Origin of the sequence: Bradyrhizobium genosp. A, assembly GCF_049949275.1 — a bacterium.
In the GTDB taxonomy this organism is placed as follows: Bacteria; Pseudomonadota; Alphaproteobacteria; order Rhizobiales; family Xanthobacteraceae; genus Bradyrhizobium.
In genome coordinates, this window is sequence record NZ_CP188196.1 from 841928 (window position 1) to 859115 (window position 17188).

Genomic DNA, 17188 nt, shown 5'->3' on the forward strand with positions numbered 1-17188 from the left:
GTTAGGTCGCGCTATGTGTCGCGGGTTCTAGGAGGATTTTTCGTGCAAGAGACGGGCGTGCGCAACGGTGCCTTCGGCGCCGACAAATTCGGCTTAAAGAATCTCAAACAGGTTCACTGGAACCTCCGCGCGCCGCAACTCTATCAATACTCGCTCTCCGCGGGCGAAGCGGTGCTGTCCGCCGACGGTGCGCTCTGCGCCGACACCGGCGAGTTCACCGGCCGCAGCCCGAAGGACAAGTTCACGGTGCGTGACGCCACCACCGACCAGAAGATGTGGTGGGCAGGCAACCAGTCGATCACTGCGGAGCAGTTCGAGACGCTCTATCAGGACTTCCTCAAGCACGCCGAAGGCAAGAGCCTGTTCGCGCAAGACCTCTATGGCGGCGCTGATCCGGCCTACCGGATCAAGACCCGCGTCTTCACCGAGCTCGCCTGGCACTCGCTGTTTATCCGCACGCTGCTGATCCGTCCCGAGGCGGTCGAGCTGTCGAGCTTCACGCCCGAGCTCACCATCATCGACATGCCGAGCTTCCGCGCCGATCCGAAGCGCCATGGCTGCAAGTCGGAGAACGTCGTCGCGATCGACTTCGCCCGCAGAATCGTGTTGATCGGCGGCTCTTACTACGCCGGCGAGATGAAGAAGTCGGTCTTCACCACGCTGAACTATTATCTCCCCGAGCGCGGCGTGATGCCGATGCACTGCTCGGCGAATGTCGGCGCCAACGGCGACACCGCGATCTTCTTCGGGCTATCAGGCACCGGAAAAACCACGCTATCGGCAGATCCGAACCGCACGCTGATCGGCGATGATGAGCATGGTTGGGGCCCGAACGGCGTGTTCAACTTCGAAGGCGGCTGCTACGCCAAGTGCATCAAGCTCTCGCAGGAAGCCGAGCCCGAGATCTACGCGGCGTCGACCCGCTTCGGCGCTGTGCTCGAGAACTGCGTGCTCGACGAAGATACCCGAATCGTCGATTTCGACGACGGCTCCAAGACCGAGAACACAAGGTCTGCGTACCCGCTCGACTTCATCCCGAACGCCTCGCGCACCGGCCGTGCGCCGCAGCCGAAGAACGTGGTGATGCTCGCCGCCGATGCCTTCGGCGTGCTGCCGCCGATTGCGAAGCTGTCGCCGGCGCAGGCGATGTACCACTTCCTCTCCGGCTACACCGCCAAGGTCGCCGGCACCGAGCGCGGCCTCGGCAACGAGCCGCAGCCCGAATTCTCGACCTGCTTCGGCTCACCCTTCCTGCCGCTCGACCCCAGCGTCTACGGCAACATGCTGCGCGACCTGATCGCCCAGCACAATGTCGACTGCTGGCTGGTCAACACCGGTTGGACCGGCGGCAAGTACGGCACGGGCTCGCGCATGCCGATCAAGGTGACGCGCGCGCTGCTGACCGCCGCGCTCGACGGCTCGCTTCGCAACGTCGAATTCCGCACCGACAAATATTTCGGCTTCGCGGTCCCGACCGCGCTGCCGGGCGTGCCGAGCGAGATCCTCAATCCGGTCAACACCTGGAAGGACAAGGACGAGTTCGACAAGACCGCACGTAGCCTGGTCGGCATGTTCCAGAAGAACTTTGCCAAGTTCGAGGCCCAGGTCGACGCCGAAGTGCGCGCGGCTGCGCCCGACGTGAAGCTCGCGGCGGAGTAATTTCGTATCGCTTGGAATGCAAAAGGGCGGCCGAGAGGCCGCCCTTTTTGTTTCTTCCTTCTCCCCTTGTGGGAGAAGGTGGCGCGAAGCGCCGGATGAGGGGTTCTATCCGTACGCTGGATAAAGGTTCGCTCGCGGAGAGAACCCCTCACCCCGCTTCGCTTTGCGAAGCGACCCTCTCCCACAAGGGGAGAGGGAAAGAAGGCTACGCCTTGAAATACGCGATCTGCGTCGTGGTTGCGAGCAACCTTCCGTTCGGCGACCACAGCTCGGCGTTCTGGTCGGCGTAGCTCTTGTGCATGATCTTCGAATCGGCGGTCGCTAGCACGCGGGTGATGTCTTCAGCCGCGAGCTCTTCCGCGTCGGTGTGGAAATAGGTCGTCAGGGACACCGTGCCGAACGGCACCAGCTCGCGTCGTGCGTGGAAGATGCGGGCGAAGAAGGCGTCCGACATCGACATCAGTGACAACATGTCGAGCTTGCGCGGCTCGCGGTCGCCGATCCAGAGCTTTGAGAAAGTGCTCGCAAACTCGGCCTGCGGCGGGCCGAAGCGCATCTCACCCTCGACGAAGCGGAATTCATACTGGTTGGCCCAGGACGCCGCGAGTTTCGGGAACGGCATCATCTGTTCGAACGGCTTCGCCTCCGGGACTTTCGCCACTCTGTGCTCCCAGGACGGCCGGCGTTCGGCGAACACGGCGGTGGCGAGCGTCGCGACCTCGCCGCCGCCCTGCGACAGTTCGACGCTCCAGTGCTGGCTGGAGCGGTTGGCCTTCACCAGCCGGAGGTCGAGATCGAACGGTCCCTTGGCGATCGGCGCGCAGTAATTGACGGTCAGCGCCAGCGGATCGCCGGCGCGTTGCGGATGCTCGATCAGCGCGCGCAGGATGGTCGCGGCCGTGGCGCCGCCGAACGGGCCGACGAAGGCCCAGTAATCGTCGCTGGTGTGCCCCTGCCAGCTGGAGTCACCGGCGGTGATGCGGATGGCGTCGTCGAAGGGGTGCGGGAGCTTGGCGTGCATTGGCTCAAACCTTCACTATGCTTCCGTCCCAAAGACGAAATTCCATCGTCTCATCATCGGGACCATATTTTTGCGAACTCGAAAGATCGTCCGCCGGATCGTCTGTGACCCAGACATCCGCCACCGAGCCGCTTATGCGCTTCACTGCGATGACGCTCTTGCCGCTGGTTAAATCGGCAACGAAGTTGTCGATGGCGGTTTCCTCGTCCTGCCCGGAGAGACTGGCTAGGATGCTGCCGTGCGTGTGCCACGGGAAGCCGTCGAAACCCAGCGTCCAGTCGCCGTCAGGACAGATGACGAGCAATTGAAGCTGCCCATCCGGGCTGGTGTATTCGCCGACGGGCACGACCATCTCCGGCTCGAGAAAGCTCTCGCCGTCATATGATGGCTATCCTGCCAAATCAATGACCACGGAGGTAACGCCGATTTCACGCTGCGGAAAAATCAGCTCGCGGCGTCGCGCACGTCCTCTGCCGTCTGGAACGGCGGCGTGATCGGATTGACCGGCACGTTCCAGATTTCCTCGGCATATTCGCGAATGGTGCGGTCGGACGAGAACCAGGCCATGCGCGCGACATTGAGGATGGAGGCGCGGGTCCATGCCGGCGCCACCTGCCAGCGCGCGTCGACCGCGCGCTGCGCCTCGTAATAGGAATCGAAATCGGCGCTGACCATGTAGTGGTCGATATAGCGCAGCGCATGCGCGATGGATTCGAAGCGGCCGGGATCGCCGGGCGAGAACTCGCCTGCGCCGATCGCATTGATGGCGCGCTGGAGCTTTGGCGAATTGCGGATCACGTCGGAGGCATCGAGCCCCTGCTTGCGCCGGATCATCACGTCGCCGGCCTCCATGCCGAAGATCGCGATGTTCTCAGGCCCGACATGGTCGCGGATCTCGATATTGGCGCCGTCGAGCGTGCCGATGGTGATGGCGCCGTTGAGCGCCAGCTTCATGTTGCCGGTGCCGGAGGCTTCCATGCCGGCGGTCGAGATCTGCTCGGAGAGGTCGGCTGCGGGAATGATCACTTCCGCGAGGCTGACATTGTAGTCGGGCAGGAACACGACCTTCAGCTTGCCGCCGATGGCGGGATCGTTGTTGACGATTTCAGCGACGTCGTTGATCAGCTTGATGATCAGCTTGGCGTAGCGGTAGCTCGCCGCCGCCTTGCCCGCGAAGATCTTGACCCGCGGCACCCAATTGCCGTTGGGATCGTCCTTGATCGACTGATACAGCGCGACGGTCTCGATGACGTTGAGGAGCTGGCGCTTGTATTCGTGGATGCGCTTGATCTGCACGTCAAACAGCGCGGTCGGGTCGACCATGATGCCGAGCCGTTCGCCGATCAGGCGCGCAAGCGCGGTCTTGTTGTGAAGCTTGACGCTGCGGAATTTCTTCTGGAATTCGGCGTCGCTGGCACGGGCCTCGATCAGCGAGAGCTGGGTCGGGTCGTCGAGCACGGCCTCGCCGCAGGTCTCGCGCAACAAATCGGTCAGCTTCGGGTTCGCCAGCATCAGCCAGCGGCGGAAGGTGATGCCGTTGGTCTTGTTGGTGATGCGGCCGGGATAGAGATGGTTGAGATCGTGAAACACCGTCTCGCGCATCAGATCCGAATGCATCGCCGAGACGCCGTTGATGCGGTGCGAGCCCACGAAGGCGAGCTGGCCCATGCGCACCCGCCGGCCGCTTTTCTCGTCGATCAGCGAGACCGAGGCGCGGAAATCGATGTCGCCGGGGGCGCGCGCTTCGGCGAGCGCGAGATGCTGCACGTTGATGCGGTAGATGATCTCGAGATGGCGGGGCAGCAGCCGCTCGAACAGCTCGACCGGCCAGGTCTCCAGGGCTTCCGGCAGCAGCGTGTGATTGGTGTAGGACAGCGTCGCGACCGTGATCTTCCAGGCCTCGTCCCAGCGGAAATTGTGGAGGTCGACGAGGATGCGCATCAGCTCGGTGACGGCGAGGCTCGGATGCGTGTCGTTGAGCTGCACCGCGACCTTGGACGACAGGCTGCGCAGCTGGCCATCGGAGGCAAGATGCCGCTTGATCAGATCCTGAAGCGATGCCGAGACGAAGAAATATTCCTGGCGCAAGCGCAGCTCGCGGCCCGCCGGGCTCTCGTCGTTCGGATAGAGGAATTTGCAGATCGCTTCCGCACGCGACTGCTCGGCGCTGGCGCTGACATAGTCGCCCTTGTTGAAAGCGTCGAGCTTCAGCGGATCGGGCGAGCGTGCCGACCACAGCCGCAGCGCGTTGACGTGCTGGCCGCGCCAGCCGACGATCGGCGTGTCATAGGCGATCGCCTGCACGGTCTCGCTCGCGTGCCAGATCGCGCGGTCGCGGCCCTTGTCGTCGACATGCTCGACGCCGCCGCCGAAATTGATGTCATAGATCACCTCCGGCCGTTGCAATTCCCAGGGGTTGCCGAAGCCGAGCCATTCGTCCGGATATTCCTGCTGCCAGCCCTGATTGATGATCTGGCGGAACAGGCCGTAATCGTAGCGGATGCCGTAGCCGATCGCGGGGATCGACAGTGTCGCCATGCTCTCCATGAAGCAGGCGGCGAGACGGCCGAGGCCGCCATTGCCGAGCGCCGCGTCCGGCTCGCATTTGCGCAGCTCAGGCAGCGACACGCCGAGATCACCGAGCGCGACATCGAAGATCTTCAAGAGGCCCATGTTGTTGAGCGCGTCGGTGAAGAGGCGGCCGATCAGGAATTCGAGCGAGAGATAATAGACGCGCTTGCGGCCTGCGTCGTAGCTGCGCTTCTCGGCCGAGAGCCAGCGATGCACGATGCGGTCGCGCAGCGCGAGCGCCGCGGCCTGGTACCAGTCATGCTTGGTCGCCATGCCCGCATCCTTGCCGATGGCAAGGCGCAGCTTCGCCAGGATCGCGCCCTTGATCTCCGACAGCGCGAGTTCGTCGATGGGCTGACCCGGGGCGGGGAAATTTGGCTGGAACGATTGATCTTGCAAGGCCGTCACTTCCTGGTCGCGAGAACACCACTAACCCTACGCGTCTTGTAACCTACGCGGCATGTAACTTACGCGTCTTGCCCCTGCACCGGAACCATCGCTGGCGCGGCCGTGCACTGCGCTGGCGCAAAATTATGCAAGGAACGGGCCGATTTGGGAACCCGGACGAGCACGGAGCACCGTGGATTTGATGCTACATTGGGCACAGATTCAGCCATCAGTGTGGAGGAGACGCCCCATGAGACTGCTGATCGAAATCGCTGCCGCAGCGCTTCTCGTCATCTGCATCGCCACCTCGAGCGCCGCCTTCGCCGCCGGCAAGGGCCGCAGCGCCGACGGCCTCAGCTGCGGCTTCTCGCTTCCGCAAAATGCATCTCCTGCCGCTCGTTGCGCCGCCATCAAGCGCCAATGCGGCGGCAAGTTTTACGCGAGCGCATGCGGGGATAAGTTGATGTCGGGGATGTGAGTAAAGACTAGGCGCAAACTTCTCCCGTCGTCGTCCCGGCCTTCCAGGCTGTGTGAAAACCGTGTGAGTTATGGTGTTTTGGTATGGCTTGATTCGAGGCGACGATGGCGCACGTGACGGGACAATCGCGATACCAGGCGACGCTTTTTCCCGAGGTTCTGGACGAAGTGGTAGGCCGTGACGATCCGGTTCGGGTGATTGAGGCGTTTTGTCGCGGGGCTGGAATTGGAGCAACTTAGATTTTCCAAGGCTGTTGCGGAGGATATGGGACGGCCGCCCTACGCGCCGGGCGACCTCTTGAAGCTGGATATTTATGGGTATTTGCACCGGGTGCGGGCGAGCCGTCGGCTGGAGGCGGAAACACGGCGCGACGGGTGATCGTGCGTCATTTTTACGAGGACGCGCGCGAGGCGATGCACCGGCGGGCCGTCGCCGCCCCGATCTGGATGCAGCGTCGGCGGGAGACGGTGGAACACCCGTTCGGGACCATGAAGTGGCTGATGGCCGGCCCCGCTTCCTGGTGAAGGGGCTGAAAAAGGCCAAGGCCGAGCTGGCCCTGGGCGTCCTCTGTTACAACATCAAGCGAGTGACCAACATCCTCGGCGTGCCGCCGGCCCTACTGGGAGCGCTGGCGCCATCTGCGGCCTGACAGTAGACTTTTGCTTCTCGCGCAATCGTCCCAGCGTCGCAACAAACAATGCGACTTCTCGCACAGCCTGGAAAGCCAGGACCCATACGCCGCGGCTTTGCTGTTTTTCTCGGTGCGCGTTGTCACCGTACGCCTCCAAGAACATTTGGGGTAATGGGTCCTGGCTTTCGCCAGGACGACATAACGAGAGTCGTTCATGACATCACGAGAGTCGTTCATGACATCAGCCAAATCCGTCACGCGCTCGGCGCCATCGTCAGTGCAAGCCACCACGATCGTATCGTCGCTTCTGACCGTACAGACATCAGGCCGCGGCTTCACAGATCTCACCAGTGAGATCGCGAAATTCGTCGCTGAGGCTCACGCCCGCGACGGCGTGCTGACGCTGTTCATCCGCCACACCTCGGCCTCGCTGACAATCCAGGAAAACGCCGATCCCTCCGTGCTCGCCGATCTCACGACGGCGCTCTCGCGGCTCGCGCCGGAGAATGCCGGGTGGACCCACGACACCGAGGGGCCCGACGACATGTCCGCACACGTCAAGACCATGCTGACGCAGACGTCGCTGCATGTGCCGGTGCTCGACGGCAAGCTCGCGCTCGGCACATGGCAGGCGATCTATTTGATCGAGCACCGCAGCCGCCCGCATCGGCGCGAGATGGTGCTGCAATTCATCGGCGCGACGTCATGAACAAAACGGCCGCGGGAATCCGCGGCCGTTCGTGATGATGGATCGTTGCTTCCGATCAGGTCGTCTTGATGTCGACGTCCTTGGTCTCGGGCAGGAACAGGAAGCCGACCACGGCGGTGACCACCGCGAAAATGATCGGATACCAGAGACCGGCATAGATATCGCCGGTCGATGCCACGATCGCGAATGCGGTCGCCGGCAGCAGGCCACCGAACCAGCCGTTGCCGATGTGATAGGGCAGCGACATCGAGGTGTAGCGGATCTTGGTCGGGAACAGTTCGACCAGCATCGCCGCGATCGGCCCGTAGACCATGGTGACGAAGATCACCAGGATGAACAGCAGGCCGATGATCGCCGCGACCTGTGGGCGGAAGATGTCGAACGGATTCGACATCTTCACGATCCCGGTGTCACCTGCCTTCGGATAGCCGGCCGCCTGCACCGCGGCGAGTACCGCCGGGTTGCTGTCCTTGGCGGTGGCGTAGGCCACGTCCTTGCCGTTGACGACAACCTTGACGCCCGAGCCGGCCGGGCCGCTGGTGGTCGAGTACTTGACCGACGACTGCGACAGGAACGCGCGGGCGGTGTCGCAAGGCGAGGTGAAGACGCGGGTGCCGACCGGGTTGAACAGATCGCCGCAGCCCGCGGGATTGGCCACCACCTCGACCTTGGTCTGCTCGATCGCCTTCTCCAGCGCCGGGTTGGCGTTGGTGGTGATCATCTTGAAGATCGGGAAGAAGGTCAGCGCCGCGATCAGGCAGCCGCCGAGGATGATCGGCTTGCGGCCGATCCGGTCGGAGAGCATGCCGAACACGATGAAGAAGCCGGTTCCAAACAACAACGACCAGGCGATCAGCAGGTTGGCTGTGTAGCCGTCGACCTTCAGGATCGATTGCAGGAAGAACAGCGCGTAGAACTGGCCGGTGTACCAGACCACGCCCTGGCCCATGGTGCCGCCGAGCAGGGCCAGCAGCACCAGCTTGCCGTTCTGCCAGTTGGCGAAGGCTTCCGTCAGGGGCGCCTTGGAGCTCTTTCCCTCGTCCTTCATCTTCTGGAAGATCGGCGATTCATTGAGGCGCAGCCGGATCCAGACCGAGACGCCGAGCAGCAGCACCGAGACCAGGAACGGGATACGCCAGCCCCATGCCGCGAAGTCAGCTTCGCCGGTCGCGGTGCGGGTGAACAGGATCACCAGCAGCGACAGGAACAGGCCCAGCGTTGCGGTGGTCTGGATGAAGGACGTGTAGTAGCCGCGCTTGCCGTGGGGCGCATGCTCGGCAACGTAGGTCGCCGCACCGCCATACTCACCGCCGAGCGCGAGACCCTGCGCGAGACGCAGCGCGATCAGGATGACGGGTGCGGCGAAGCCGATCGTCGCGGCACTCGGCAGCAGGCCGACGATGAAGGTCGAAAGACCCATGATCAGGATGGTGACGAGGAAGGTGTATTTTCGGCCCACGATGTCGCCGATACGGCCGAACACGATGGCGCCGAACGGACGCACCAGGAAGCCCGCCGCGAATGCCAGCAACGCGAAGATGTCGCGCGTAGCCGGCGGATACGCCGAGAAGAACTGTGCGCCGATGATCGAGGCAAGCGATCCGTAGAGATAGAAGTCGTACCATTCGAAGACGGTACCGAGCGAGGAGGCGAGAATGACGAAACGTTCGTCCTTCGTCATACCTCCCGCGCGTGTTTGAGAGACAGCCATTGTCGACATGTTGCGTTCGCTCCCCGAATTTCGTTTCCTCGCGTCCCGCCTGTCCGGGCATGCCGGATCAACCTGGGTCTTGCCCCCAAAATAACATCGGCGTGAAACCCGCCCCAATACGACTTTCGGCCTTGCGCACTGGCACGCAACTGGCGGAGCGGATCTATAGTGCCGCAGTGCGGCACTCGGCTGCGCATTAACCGCTTTCCCGCAAAGGAATAATGTGCCCTTGCATGCCACGGCCGGCCGGGGAAGAATTGACCATGGCGCCGGTCTGGACTACTGGCCCGGCTGACGAACCCCAGCAAGAGATCGATGAGCGCTCCCTCCACCCATCTCGTCATTGCCGATGACCATCCGCTGTTCCGCGATGCACTGCGGCAGGCGGTGGCGAGTGTCCTGAGCACGGCGAAGATCGACGAGGCCGGATCGTTCGAGGATTTGACGAAACTGCTGGAGCAAACCTCCGAGGTCGACCTGGTCCTGCTCGACCTGTCGATGCCCGGCATCTCCGGCTTTTCCGGCCTGATCTATCTGCGTGCGCAATACCCGGCGATCCCGGTGGTGATCGTCTCGGCCTCCGACGACAGCGCCACGATTCGCCGTTCGCTCGATTTCGGCGCCTCCGGCTTCATCCCGAAGCGGTTCGGCGTCGAGACGCTGCGTGACGCCATCCTCAAGGTGATGGAGGGCGACGTCTGGGTTCCCGCCGATACCGACCTGACGGCCGCCACCGATCCCGACATGACGCGCCTGCGCGACCGTCTGGTGACGCTGACCCCGCAGCAGGTCCGGGTGTTGATGATGCTGTCCGAGGGGCTGCTGAACAAGCAGATCGCCTACGAGCTCGGCGTCTCCGAGGCGACCATCAAGGCGCATGTCTCCGCGATCCTGCAAAAGCTCGGCGTCGAGAGCCGGACCCAGGCGGTAATCGCCGCCGCCCGAATCGCCGGCGGCCAGTGGAAGCAGAGCACACCCATGGGGTAGGCCTGCCACAATCCCTTGCGCTGCCCGATGGGCAAAACATGCAAGCGCTGGGTCAACCGGCGCGCATCAAAATATTCCACTTTACCGAAATTCGGATTTGTCGTATGTATCGCCCATCCTGATCCGGCGAAAAGGGGCGGTCGTACGTCGTCACGAGCCGCGGATCGGGTTGCGGTGGACGCGAGCGGCGCCGTCGCGGATGCGAGTGGCAGGGCGGGGCAGTGGATTGAGCCGAGTCTCGTGAGCCGCTTGCAAGCCGCGTTGTACGAACGGCGCTCAATGCCTGCCAAGCCCTTGGGCTAAGCGGGGAGCTTGCGTACGGCAAAACCGTGTGGTCCTGGCCGTCGTCGCTACGGTCAAGCTCTTCGCGGAGGCGGCACTGGCGCCAACCGGCGCGGTGTCGGCGAATTCCGTGGGGCAAGGGAGGCCAGAAGGAACTCGGCTCCCGGGAGAGCACGGCATAAGCCGTCCGACCATCGCGCAGGGAAGGCCGTGTGTTCGGCACCACCTGTATGCCGCTGTGCAGTTCTTCCTTGCGCTACAAGCGCACAGCGGACCGTGGGTGCCAGCCGGCACCCGGCCTTCCCTGCGCCCTTAGTTCTGAGGGCGCGAAGCGAACAGCAAAACTCGGGCGAAATGCGCCGCGAGAACGCGAAGGTGTGTCTGCGAGAAGGTGTGTCTGCGAGTTGAAATGTCTGTTGGAGAATGGCGACGTCGCCCCTTACTCCGTCATTGCGAGCGCAGCGAAGCAATCCAGAGTCTTTTCGCGGAGGCATTCTGGATTGCTTCGCTGCGCTCGCAGTGACGACGTGGAGAGAGCGTGTGTGATCCATCGCCAGCTTCCTTGCGACAATGGCATCCCGGTTGCCCGAACAACAGTGTTACTGCCGCGATCCCGGCCGGCTCGATCATCACGAAATCTTGCTTGTTGTGAGCCCGGACAGCCATCAACAAAGCCGCTTTGGCCCGGAAGCAGACCACGCTTGCAGGCCTCCCAACGAGGTTCTCAGCCGGCCTCACAACTTCTCACAACTCCAAACGGGCGTCTGAGCTCAGCCACTGATAGTCAGTGATGCACACAAGGCTTGTCCCCATTCCAGGGCCGTTCGCGGCAACATCGACGTCGCCGTCGATCTGGTCTGACAACTTCGACAACCATCAACGAGGTACCAGGACCATGACACAGATTATCGACCAGCATCGCCGCCAGTTCCTCGGCGTGGCCGCCGGGACCGTTGCCGCAGGCCTCGGCGTAATCGACCTCGCGCGCGCCGAAACCGAGGCGCCGCGATCCTCTGCAACCAACGCATCCTTCGGCACGATCAAGCAGATCAATGCCGGGGTGCTGAATGTCGGCTACGCCGAAGTCGGCCCCGCGAGCGGCCCGGTGGCGATCCTGCTCCACGGCTGGCCTTACGACATTCACAGCTTCGTCGACGTCGCGCCGATCCTGGCGCAGGCCGGCTATCGCGTCATCATCCCCTATCTGCGCGGCTATGGTTCGACCAACTTCCTCTCCGGCGAGACGATGCGCAACGGCGAGCCGGCCGCGCTCGCCTCCGACATCATCGCGCTGATGGATGCGCTGGACATCAAGAAGGCGGTTGTTGCCGGCTTCGACTGGGGCGCGCGCACCGCCGATATCATCGCGGCGCTGTGGCCGGAACGCTGTCGCGCGCTGATCTCGGTCAGCGGCTATCTGATCTCCAGCCAGGCCGCCGGCAACGCGCCGCTGCCGCCGGCAGCCGAGCTGCAATGGTGGTACCAGTTCTATTTCGCGACCGAGCGCGGCCGCGCCGGCTACGAGAAATACACGCATGATTTCGCAAAGCTGATCTGGAAGCTGGCCTCGCCGCAGTGGAAGTTCGACGACGCCACCTTCGATCGTAGTGCCAAGGCCTTCGAGAACAAGGATCATGTCGCGATCACGATCCACAATTACCGCTGGCGGCTCGGGCTCGCCAAGGGCGAGGCGAAATACGAGGAGATCGAGAAGAAGCTTGCGGCAACTCCGGTCATCGACGTGCCGACCATCACGATGGAAGGCGATGCCAACGGCGCGCCGCACCCCGATCCCAGCGCCTACGCCAAGAGGTTCTCCGGCCGCTACGACTATCGCCTGATCACCGGTGGCATCGGTCACAATTTGCCGCAGGAAGCGCCGCAAGCCTTTGCCAAGGCCGTCATTGATGCCGACGGCGGCGCCTAAGCGCCGGTTCAAGACCCCGCTTCATCAACGGCAAGCCGGTTGACGAGGCGCAGCACCGCACCTACTTTGCCTGTCATGAGGCCCGTGCCAAGGGGCCACGACTACGTCCTCACGCGGCTCGCGCCCTGAGACGATCCGGAGGCCTCACCTTGAAGACATGGTTCATCAGCGGCAGCTCGCGCGGGCTTGGCCGTGCCATCACGGAAGCTGCGCTCGTGGCGGGAGACCAAGTGGTTGCAACGGCCCGCAATCTCGGGCCGCTCGAACCGCTGCTTGAGCGCTTTGGCGAGAAGCTGCGGCTCGCGCGGCTCGACGTCACCGATGAGGCGGCCGCGCAAGCCGCGATCAGCCTGGCTGTCGAGGCGTTCGGCGGTGTCGATGTGGTCGTGAACAACGCGGGCTATGGCGAGCTCGGATCGGTCGAGGACACCAGCCTGGACTCATTCCGTCAGCAGATCGACGCCAATCTGATCGGAACCATCATCGTGACGAAGGCGGCGATCCCTGTGCTGCGCCGTCAGCGCCGCGGGCACATCGTGCAGTTCTCCTCGGTCGGCGGACGGATCGGCGCGCCAGCCCGTGCGGCCTATTCGGCTGCGAAATGGGGGATCGAGGGATTCTCGGAATCCCTGGCACGCGAGATGGCGTTGATCGGCGTGCATGTCACGATCGTCGAGCCCGGCGGCTTCCGGACGGGCTTTGCCCAGGCCGCACATGACACGGACGAAGGCCGCGCGGAATACGACGCGGTCGTGGGCGCCGCCGTCAGGATGCAGCGCGATTACGATGGCCATCAGCCAGGCGATCCCGCCAAGGCCGCCGCCGTCGTTCTGCAACTCGTCGGCATGGATCGTCCCCCTCTGCGGATCGCGCTCGGCAGCGACGCCGTGAACGCGATCGCGGCGACGGATCGGCAACGGCTCGACGAGCTGGAGAGATGGCGCGCGCTAAGCGTCTCGACAGACCATTGATCGGCGGAACGTCTCACTCCGCCGCCACCATCTGCTGCGTGCGCCATTGCCCGAGCAGGGCGCGCAGCGACGCCGGCTTCACCGGCTTGTTCAGTACCGCGATCTTTTCATCGCGGGCGGCCATTTGCACGGCGGGGCTGCGATCGGCGGTAATCAGAATCGCGGGGATGGTGTCGCCGAAGCGGCGGCGGATCTCGCGGATGGCGGCAATGCCGTTGCCGCGGTCGAGGTGATAGTCGACGAGCAGGCCGGTCACGCGTCGACCGGCGGCTTCGATCGCTGATATCGCGCCTTCGGGATCGGCGACTGCGATCACCTCGGCATCCCAGGCCTTCAACAGCGTGCGCATGCCGTCGAGGATCGCAGCGTCGTTCTCGATGCAGACGATCAGCGCGCCCGAGATCGGCGTGCGCGCCAGCGGTGTCGCGCTGGTCACCGCCGCAGTGAGCGTCACGGCTTTCGCCGTCGGGACCGTCACGGAGAACAGCGAGCCGCCGCTCGCATTGGCGTGGATGGCGATGCCGTGGTTGAGCACGCGCGCCAGCCGCTCGACGATCGAGAGTCCCAGCCCCAGGCCGCGCGCGATCCGCGCGCCCTGCTCCAGGCGGTGGAATTCCTTGAAGATCTCGCCGCGTTTGGCCGCGGGAATGCCGACGCCGGTGTCGTAGACGCAGATCTTGAGCGCGGCGCCGCGGCGGCGGCAGCCGACCAGCACGCGGCCGCGCGGCGTGTATTTGATCGCATTGGAGATCAGGTTCTGCAGCAGGCGTCGCAGCAGCAGCCGGTCCGACTCGACCGGCAGCGAGCAGGGCACGAAGGTGAGGTCGAGGCGCTTGGCAAGTGCGATCGGTGCGAACTCGATCTCCAGCGAGCGCATCAGATCGGCCATCTTGAAGCTCGAGATCGAGGTCGTCATCGCGCCGGCATCGAGCCTGGAGATGTCGAGCAGCGCGCCGAGGATTTCCTCGATGGCTTGCAGCGATTCGTCGATGTTCTCGACCAGCCGCGTCTCCTCGCCATTGTGCTGACGCTCGACCAGGCTCGTGACATAGAGCCGCGCCGCATTCAGCGGCTGGAGAATGTCGTGGCTGGCGGCCGCGAGGAAGCGCGTCTTGGAGATGCTGGCGTCCTCCGCACTGCTCTTGGCCCGCGCCAGCTCGGAGTTCAGCCGCGTCAGCTCCTCGGTGCGGTCGCGCACGCGCTTTTCCAGCGTCGCATTGGCGCGCTCCAGCGCTTCCGCCGCCTCGAAGGTCGGCGTGACGTCGGTAAAGGTGATGACGAAGCCGCCGCCGGGCATGCGGTTGGTGAGCACCTCGATCACCATGTGGCGTTCCGGCAGGCGTTCGAGATAGGGCTCGCTGTCGGTGGTGTAGGCCACGAGCCGCTGCTCGATCATCGCCTCGCGGTCGGTATGATCTGTGGGATCGCTGACGCCCATGAACTCCAAGATCTCGCGCAGCGGCGTGCCGAACTGGATGAAATGCGGGGGTACGTTGAGCAGATCGCCGAATTGCCGGTTGGAGCAGATCAGCTGCAGGTCGGCGTCGAACACCGCAATGCCCTGGCGCACATGGTTGAGCGCGGTCTGTAGGATCTCGCGATTGAAATGCAGTGCCGCATGGGAATCGTCGAGCAGCTTCAGCGCGGCTTTCGCGGAGACCGTGCGCTTGCGCAGCAGCAGCGACATCACGAGGCGTGAGGACGCAGCCCCGATTGACGAGGCGATCAGGTGCTCGGCGTGCTGCAGCAGCTCGAAATCGGCGGGCGCTCCGGATTCCAGTCGCATATTGCGCCGTGCCGAGAACGCTTCGAACGATTGCCGGGCGCGATCGGGCCCGAGATATTGCGCGACCGTGGTCCGGATGTCCTGCACCGTGATGGTGGTGCGCCAGCGGCGGAAATTCGGGGCGATCGGGGCGAGTGTGTTGGGCACAAACAGATCGGCCTGCACCAGCTCGATGGACGAGGGTTGCCGCGCCAGCGACAACAGCACGTAAGTGAGGATGTTGAGCGACAGCGACCAGACCACGCCGTGCATCAGCGGCGGCAGGTCGGCGCCGAACAGCGCTTGCGGCCGCAGCGCCTCGATGCCGAACGGGCCGTGCTGGAGCAGCAAGATTCCTGCGGTCGAGGAATCCATGAAGCTTGGTATGAACAGCGTGTAGAGCCACACCGCGAAGCCGACCATCATGCCGCCGATGGCGCCGCGCGCGGTGGCGCGCCGCCACAACAGGCCGCCGAAGAAGGCGGGCGCGAGCTGCGCGATGGCGGCAAAGGACAACAGGCCGATCGCCGCGAGCTGGGTGTTGCCAAGCGCGCGATAGTAGAAATAGGCCATCACCATGATGGCGAAGATCGCAAGCCGCCGCGAGCGCAGCAGGAAGTCGCCGAAATCGGTGGCGCCGGCGCGGCCGTCAGGGCGTCGTTGCAGGACCAGCGGCACCACGAGGTCGTTCGAGACCATGATGGAGAGCGCGACGCATTCGACGATCACCATCGCGGTGGCCGCCGACAGGCCGCCGACGAAGACGGCGACGCTGAGAAGTCCCGCGCCGCCCTCGATCGGTAAGGCCAGCACGTACATATCAGGGTCGATTGCGCCGAACGGGAAACTGACGAGGCCGGCGAGCGCGATCGGGATCACGAACACATTGATGGCGACGAGATAGAGCGGGAAAAGCCAGCGCGCGCGGCTGACCTCGGCATCCGAGGAATTCTCCACCACGCTGACATGAAACTGGCGCGGCAGCAGCATGATCGCGCACAGCGACAGCAGCGTCATGGTCAGAAAGTTGCCGATCGACGGCGAGTAGTCGATGGCGCGCACCGCCTCCGGCGTCTTCATCGCGCGCTCGATCAATTCGTGCGGCGAGAACATCCAGAACGTGACGAAGATGCCGGCGGTGAGGAACGCGACCAGCTTGATGGTGGATTCGGTCGCGACCGCCAGCATCAGGCCGTGCTGATGCTCGGTGGCGTCGGTGTGCCGCGTGCCGAACAGCACCGCAAAGGCCGCCATCGCCAGCGTCACCATCAGCGCCATGTCGCCCAGGATCGGGATGTGGGAGAACGCCTGGTCCTCGCTCAGGATGACTTCGAGCGAGGAGGCGACCGCCTTGAGCTGGAGGGCGATGTAGGGCACCGAGCCGATGATCGCGATCAGCGCCACGGTTGCCGCCACCGCCTGGCTCTTGCCGTAGCGCGCGCCGATGAAGTCGGCGATCGAGGTGATGTTGTGCGCTTTCGCGAGCTGGATCACGCGGCGGAGCACGCCGGCGCCGAGGCCGATCATCAAGATCGGGCCGACATAGATCGCGAGGAAATCGGTCGAGGTGCGGGTGGCGAAGCCGACCGAGCCGAAGAAGGTCCAGGAGGTGCAGTAGATCGCCAGCGACAGCGGATAGATCAGCCCGGACGCGCGGCCGTGGCCGGCCGGCGAGCGGCGGTCGCCATGGCTCGCCACCAGGAACAGGAAGCCGATATAGCCGAAGGCGGCAGCGATCACGCCCCAGTCGTGCAGCATGGCGAGCGTGCTTCTCCCATGGCGCGGTAGCGCCCGATCTTCTCAAGGCGCCGGCCGCGCCCGCTCTCATTTTCGCTTGCAAATCTAGCGCGTTGGGCGGGTAGAGGCGACAGCGAAATGCCGGGCCGGGACGGGAACTGGGGTTGGCGTTAAGCCGGGGGCTTGAGGCTAACGAGAGAGTCCCCGTGCGGCACCCCCCTCCCTGACCCTCCCCCGCAAGGGGTCGCAAGGGGGGAGGGAACGGTGAGAGCCTTACTTGTGGCAACAAGGACGGGACAACGCCGGACGGCAGATCAACGTGAGGGAGGCACAACCGTCTCGCTCCCTCCCC

At 64.1% G+C, this 17188-nt stretch carries 13 protein-coding genes; 8 read left to right on the forward strand and 5 right to left on the reverse strand.

Annotated features, from left to right (window positions below; translation table 11 throughout):
* Positions 1 to 42 precede the first annotated feature (42 nt).
* The gene (locus tag ACP2YP_RS03880; protein ID WP_426422394.1) at positions 43 to 1659 is read left to right on the forward strand and encodes a phosphoenolpyruvate carboxykinase; all 1617 of its coding nucleotides are present in this window, start codon (positions 43 to 45) and stop codon (positions 1657 to 1659) included.
* 205 nt (positions 1660 to 1864) lie between these two features.
* Here the strand turns inward: ACP2YP_RS03880 and ACP2YP_RS03885 are convergent, their stop codons facing one another.
* The 3 genes from ACP2YP_RS03885 to ACP2YP_RS03895 form a co-directional block, all read right to left on the reverse strand.
* A complete protein-coding gene (locus ACP2YP_RS03885) occupies positions 1865 to 2680 on the reverse strand; it encodes an acyl-CoA thioesterase (protein ID WP_426422396.1) in 816 nt (271 codons plus the stop codon).
* 4 nt (positions 2681 to 2684) lie between these two features.
* Positions 2685 to 3032 carry a hypothetical protein gene (locus ACP2YP_RS03890; RefSeq protein WP_426422397.1) on the reverse strand — a complete coding sequence of 116 codons (348 nt, stop codon included), beginning with the start codon at positions 3030 to 3032 and terminating at the stop codon, positions 2685 to 2687.
* A 92-nt stretch (positions 3033 to 3124) separates the two neighbouring features.
* Positions 3125 to 5650, reverse strand: a complete 2526-nt coding sequence (locus tag ACP2YP_RS03895; RefSeq protein ID WP_426422399.1) for a glycogen/starch/alpha-glucan phosphorylase — start codon at positions 5648 to 5650, stop codon at positions 3125 to 3127.
* 238 nt (positions 5651 to 5888) lie between these two features.
* Between ACP2YP_RS03895 and ACP2YP_RS03900 the strand changes: the two genes are divergently transcribed.
* From ACP2YP_RS03900 to ACP2YP_RS03915, 4 genes are all read left to right on the forward strand, one after another.
* Positions 5889 to 6116 carry a hypothetical protein gene (locus ACP2YP_RS03900; protein WP_426422401.1) on the forward strand — a complete coding sequence of 76 codons (228 nt, stop codon included), beginning with the start codon at positions 5889 to 5891 and terminating at the stop codon, positions 6114 to 6116.
* Between the two features lie 264 nt (positions 6117 to 6380).
* Positions 6381 to 6494, forward strand: a complete 114-nt coding sequence (locus ACP2YP_RS03905; protein ID WP_426426464.1) for a transposase — start codon at positions 6381 to 6383, stop codon at positions 6492 to 6494.
* A gap of 115 nt (positions 6495 to 6609) precedes the next feature.
* Positions 6610 to 6765: a hypothetical protein gene (locus ACP2YP_RS03910; protein WP_426422403.1), complete on the forward strand. Its 156-nt coding sequence runs from the start codon at positions 6610 to 6612 to the stop codon at positions 6763 to 6765.
* Positions 6766 to 6982: 217 nt separating this feature from the next.
* A complete protein-coding gene (locus ACP2YP_RS03915) occupies positions 6983 to 7456 on the forward strand; it encodes a secondary thiamine-phosphate synthase enzyme YjbQ (protein ID WP_426422405.1) in 474 nt (157 codons plus the stop codon).
* 55 nt (positions 7457 to 7511) lie between these two features.
* Here ACP2YP_RS03915 and ACP2YP_RS03920 read toward each other — a convergent pair whose 3' ends face one another.
* Entirely contained in the window at positions 7512 to 9137 is a 1626-nt protein-coding gene (locus tag ACP2YP_RS03920; RefSeq protein ID WP_426422407.1) for an MFS transporter, read from the reverse strand.
* A 345-nt stretch (positions 9138 to 9482) separates the two neighbouring features.
* On the opposite strand from ACP2YP_RS03920, the gene ACP2YP_RS03925 reads away from it, so the two are divergent.
* From ACP2YP_RS03925 to ACP2YP_RS03935, 3 genes are all read left to right on the forward strand, one after another.
* Entirely contained in the window at positions 9483 to 10154 is a 672-nt protein-coding gene (locus ACP2YP_RS03925; RefSeq protein ID WP_426422409.1) for a response regulator transcription factor, read from the forward strand.
* 1177 nt (positions 10155 to 11331) lie between these two features.
* Positions 11332 to 12363: an alpha/beta fold hydrolase gene (locus tag ACP2YP_RS03930; RefSeq protein ID WP_426422411.1), complete on the forward strand. Its 1032-nt coding sequence runs from the start codon at positions 11332 to 11334 to the stop codon at positions 12361 to 12363.
* 149 nt (positions 12364 to 12512) lie between these two features.
* On the forward strand, positions 12513 to 13334 hold the full coding sequence (locus tag ACP2YP_RS03935) for an SDR family NAD(P)-dependent oxidoreductase (RefSeq protein ID WP_426422412.1): 822 nt from the start codon (positions 12513 to 12515) through the stop codon (positions 13332 to 13334).
* Positions 13335 to 13347: 13 nt separating this feature from the next.
* Here the strand turns inward: ACP2YP_RS03935 and ACP2YP_RS03940 are convergent, their stop codons facing one another.
* Positions 13348 to 16857, reverse strand: coding sequence for a PAS domain-containing hybrid sensor histidine kinase/response regulator (locus tag ACP2YP_RS03940; RefSeq protein ID WP_426422414.1), 3510 nt, complete (start codon positions 16855 to 16857; stop codon positions 13348 to 13350).
* Positions 16858 to 17188: the final 331 nt, after the last annotated feature.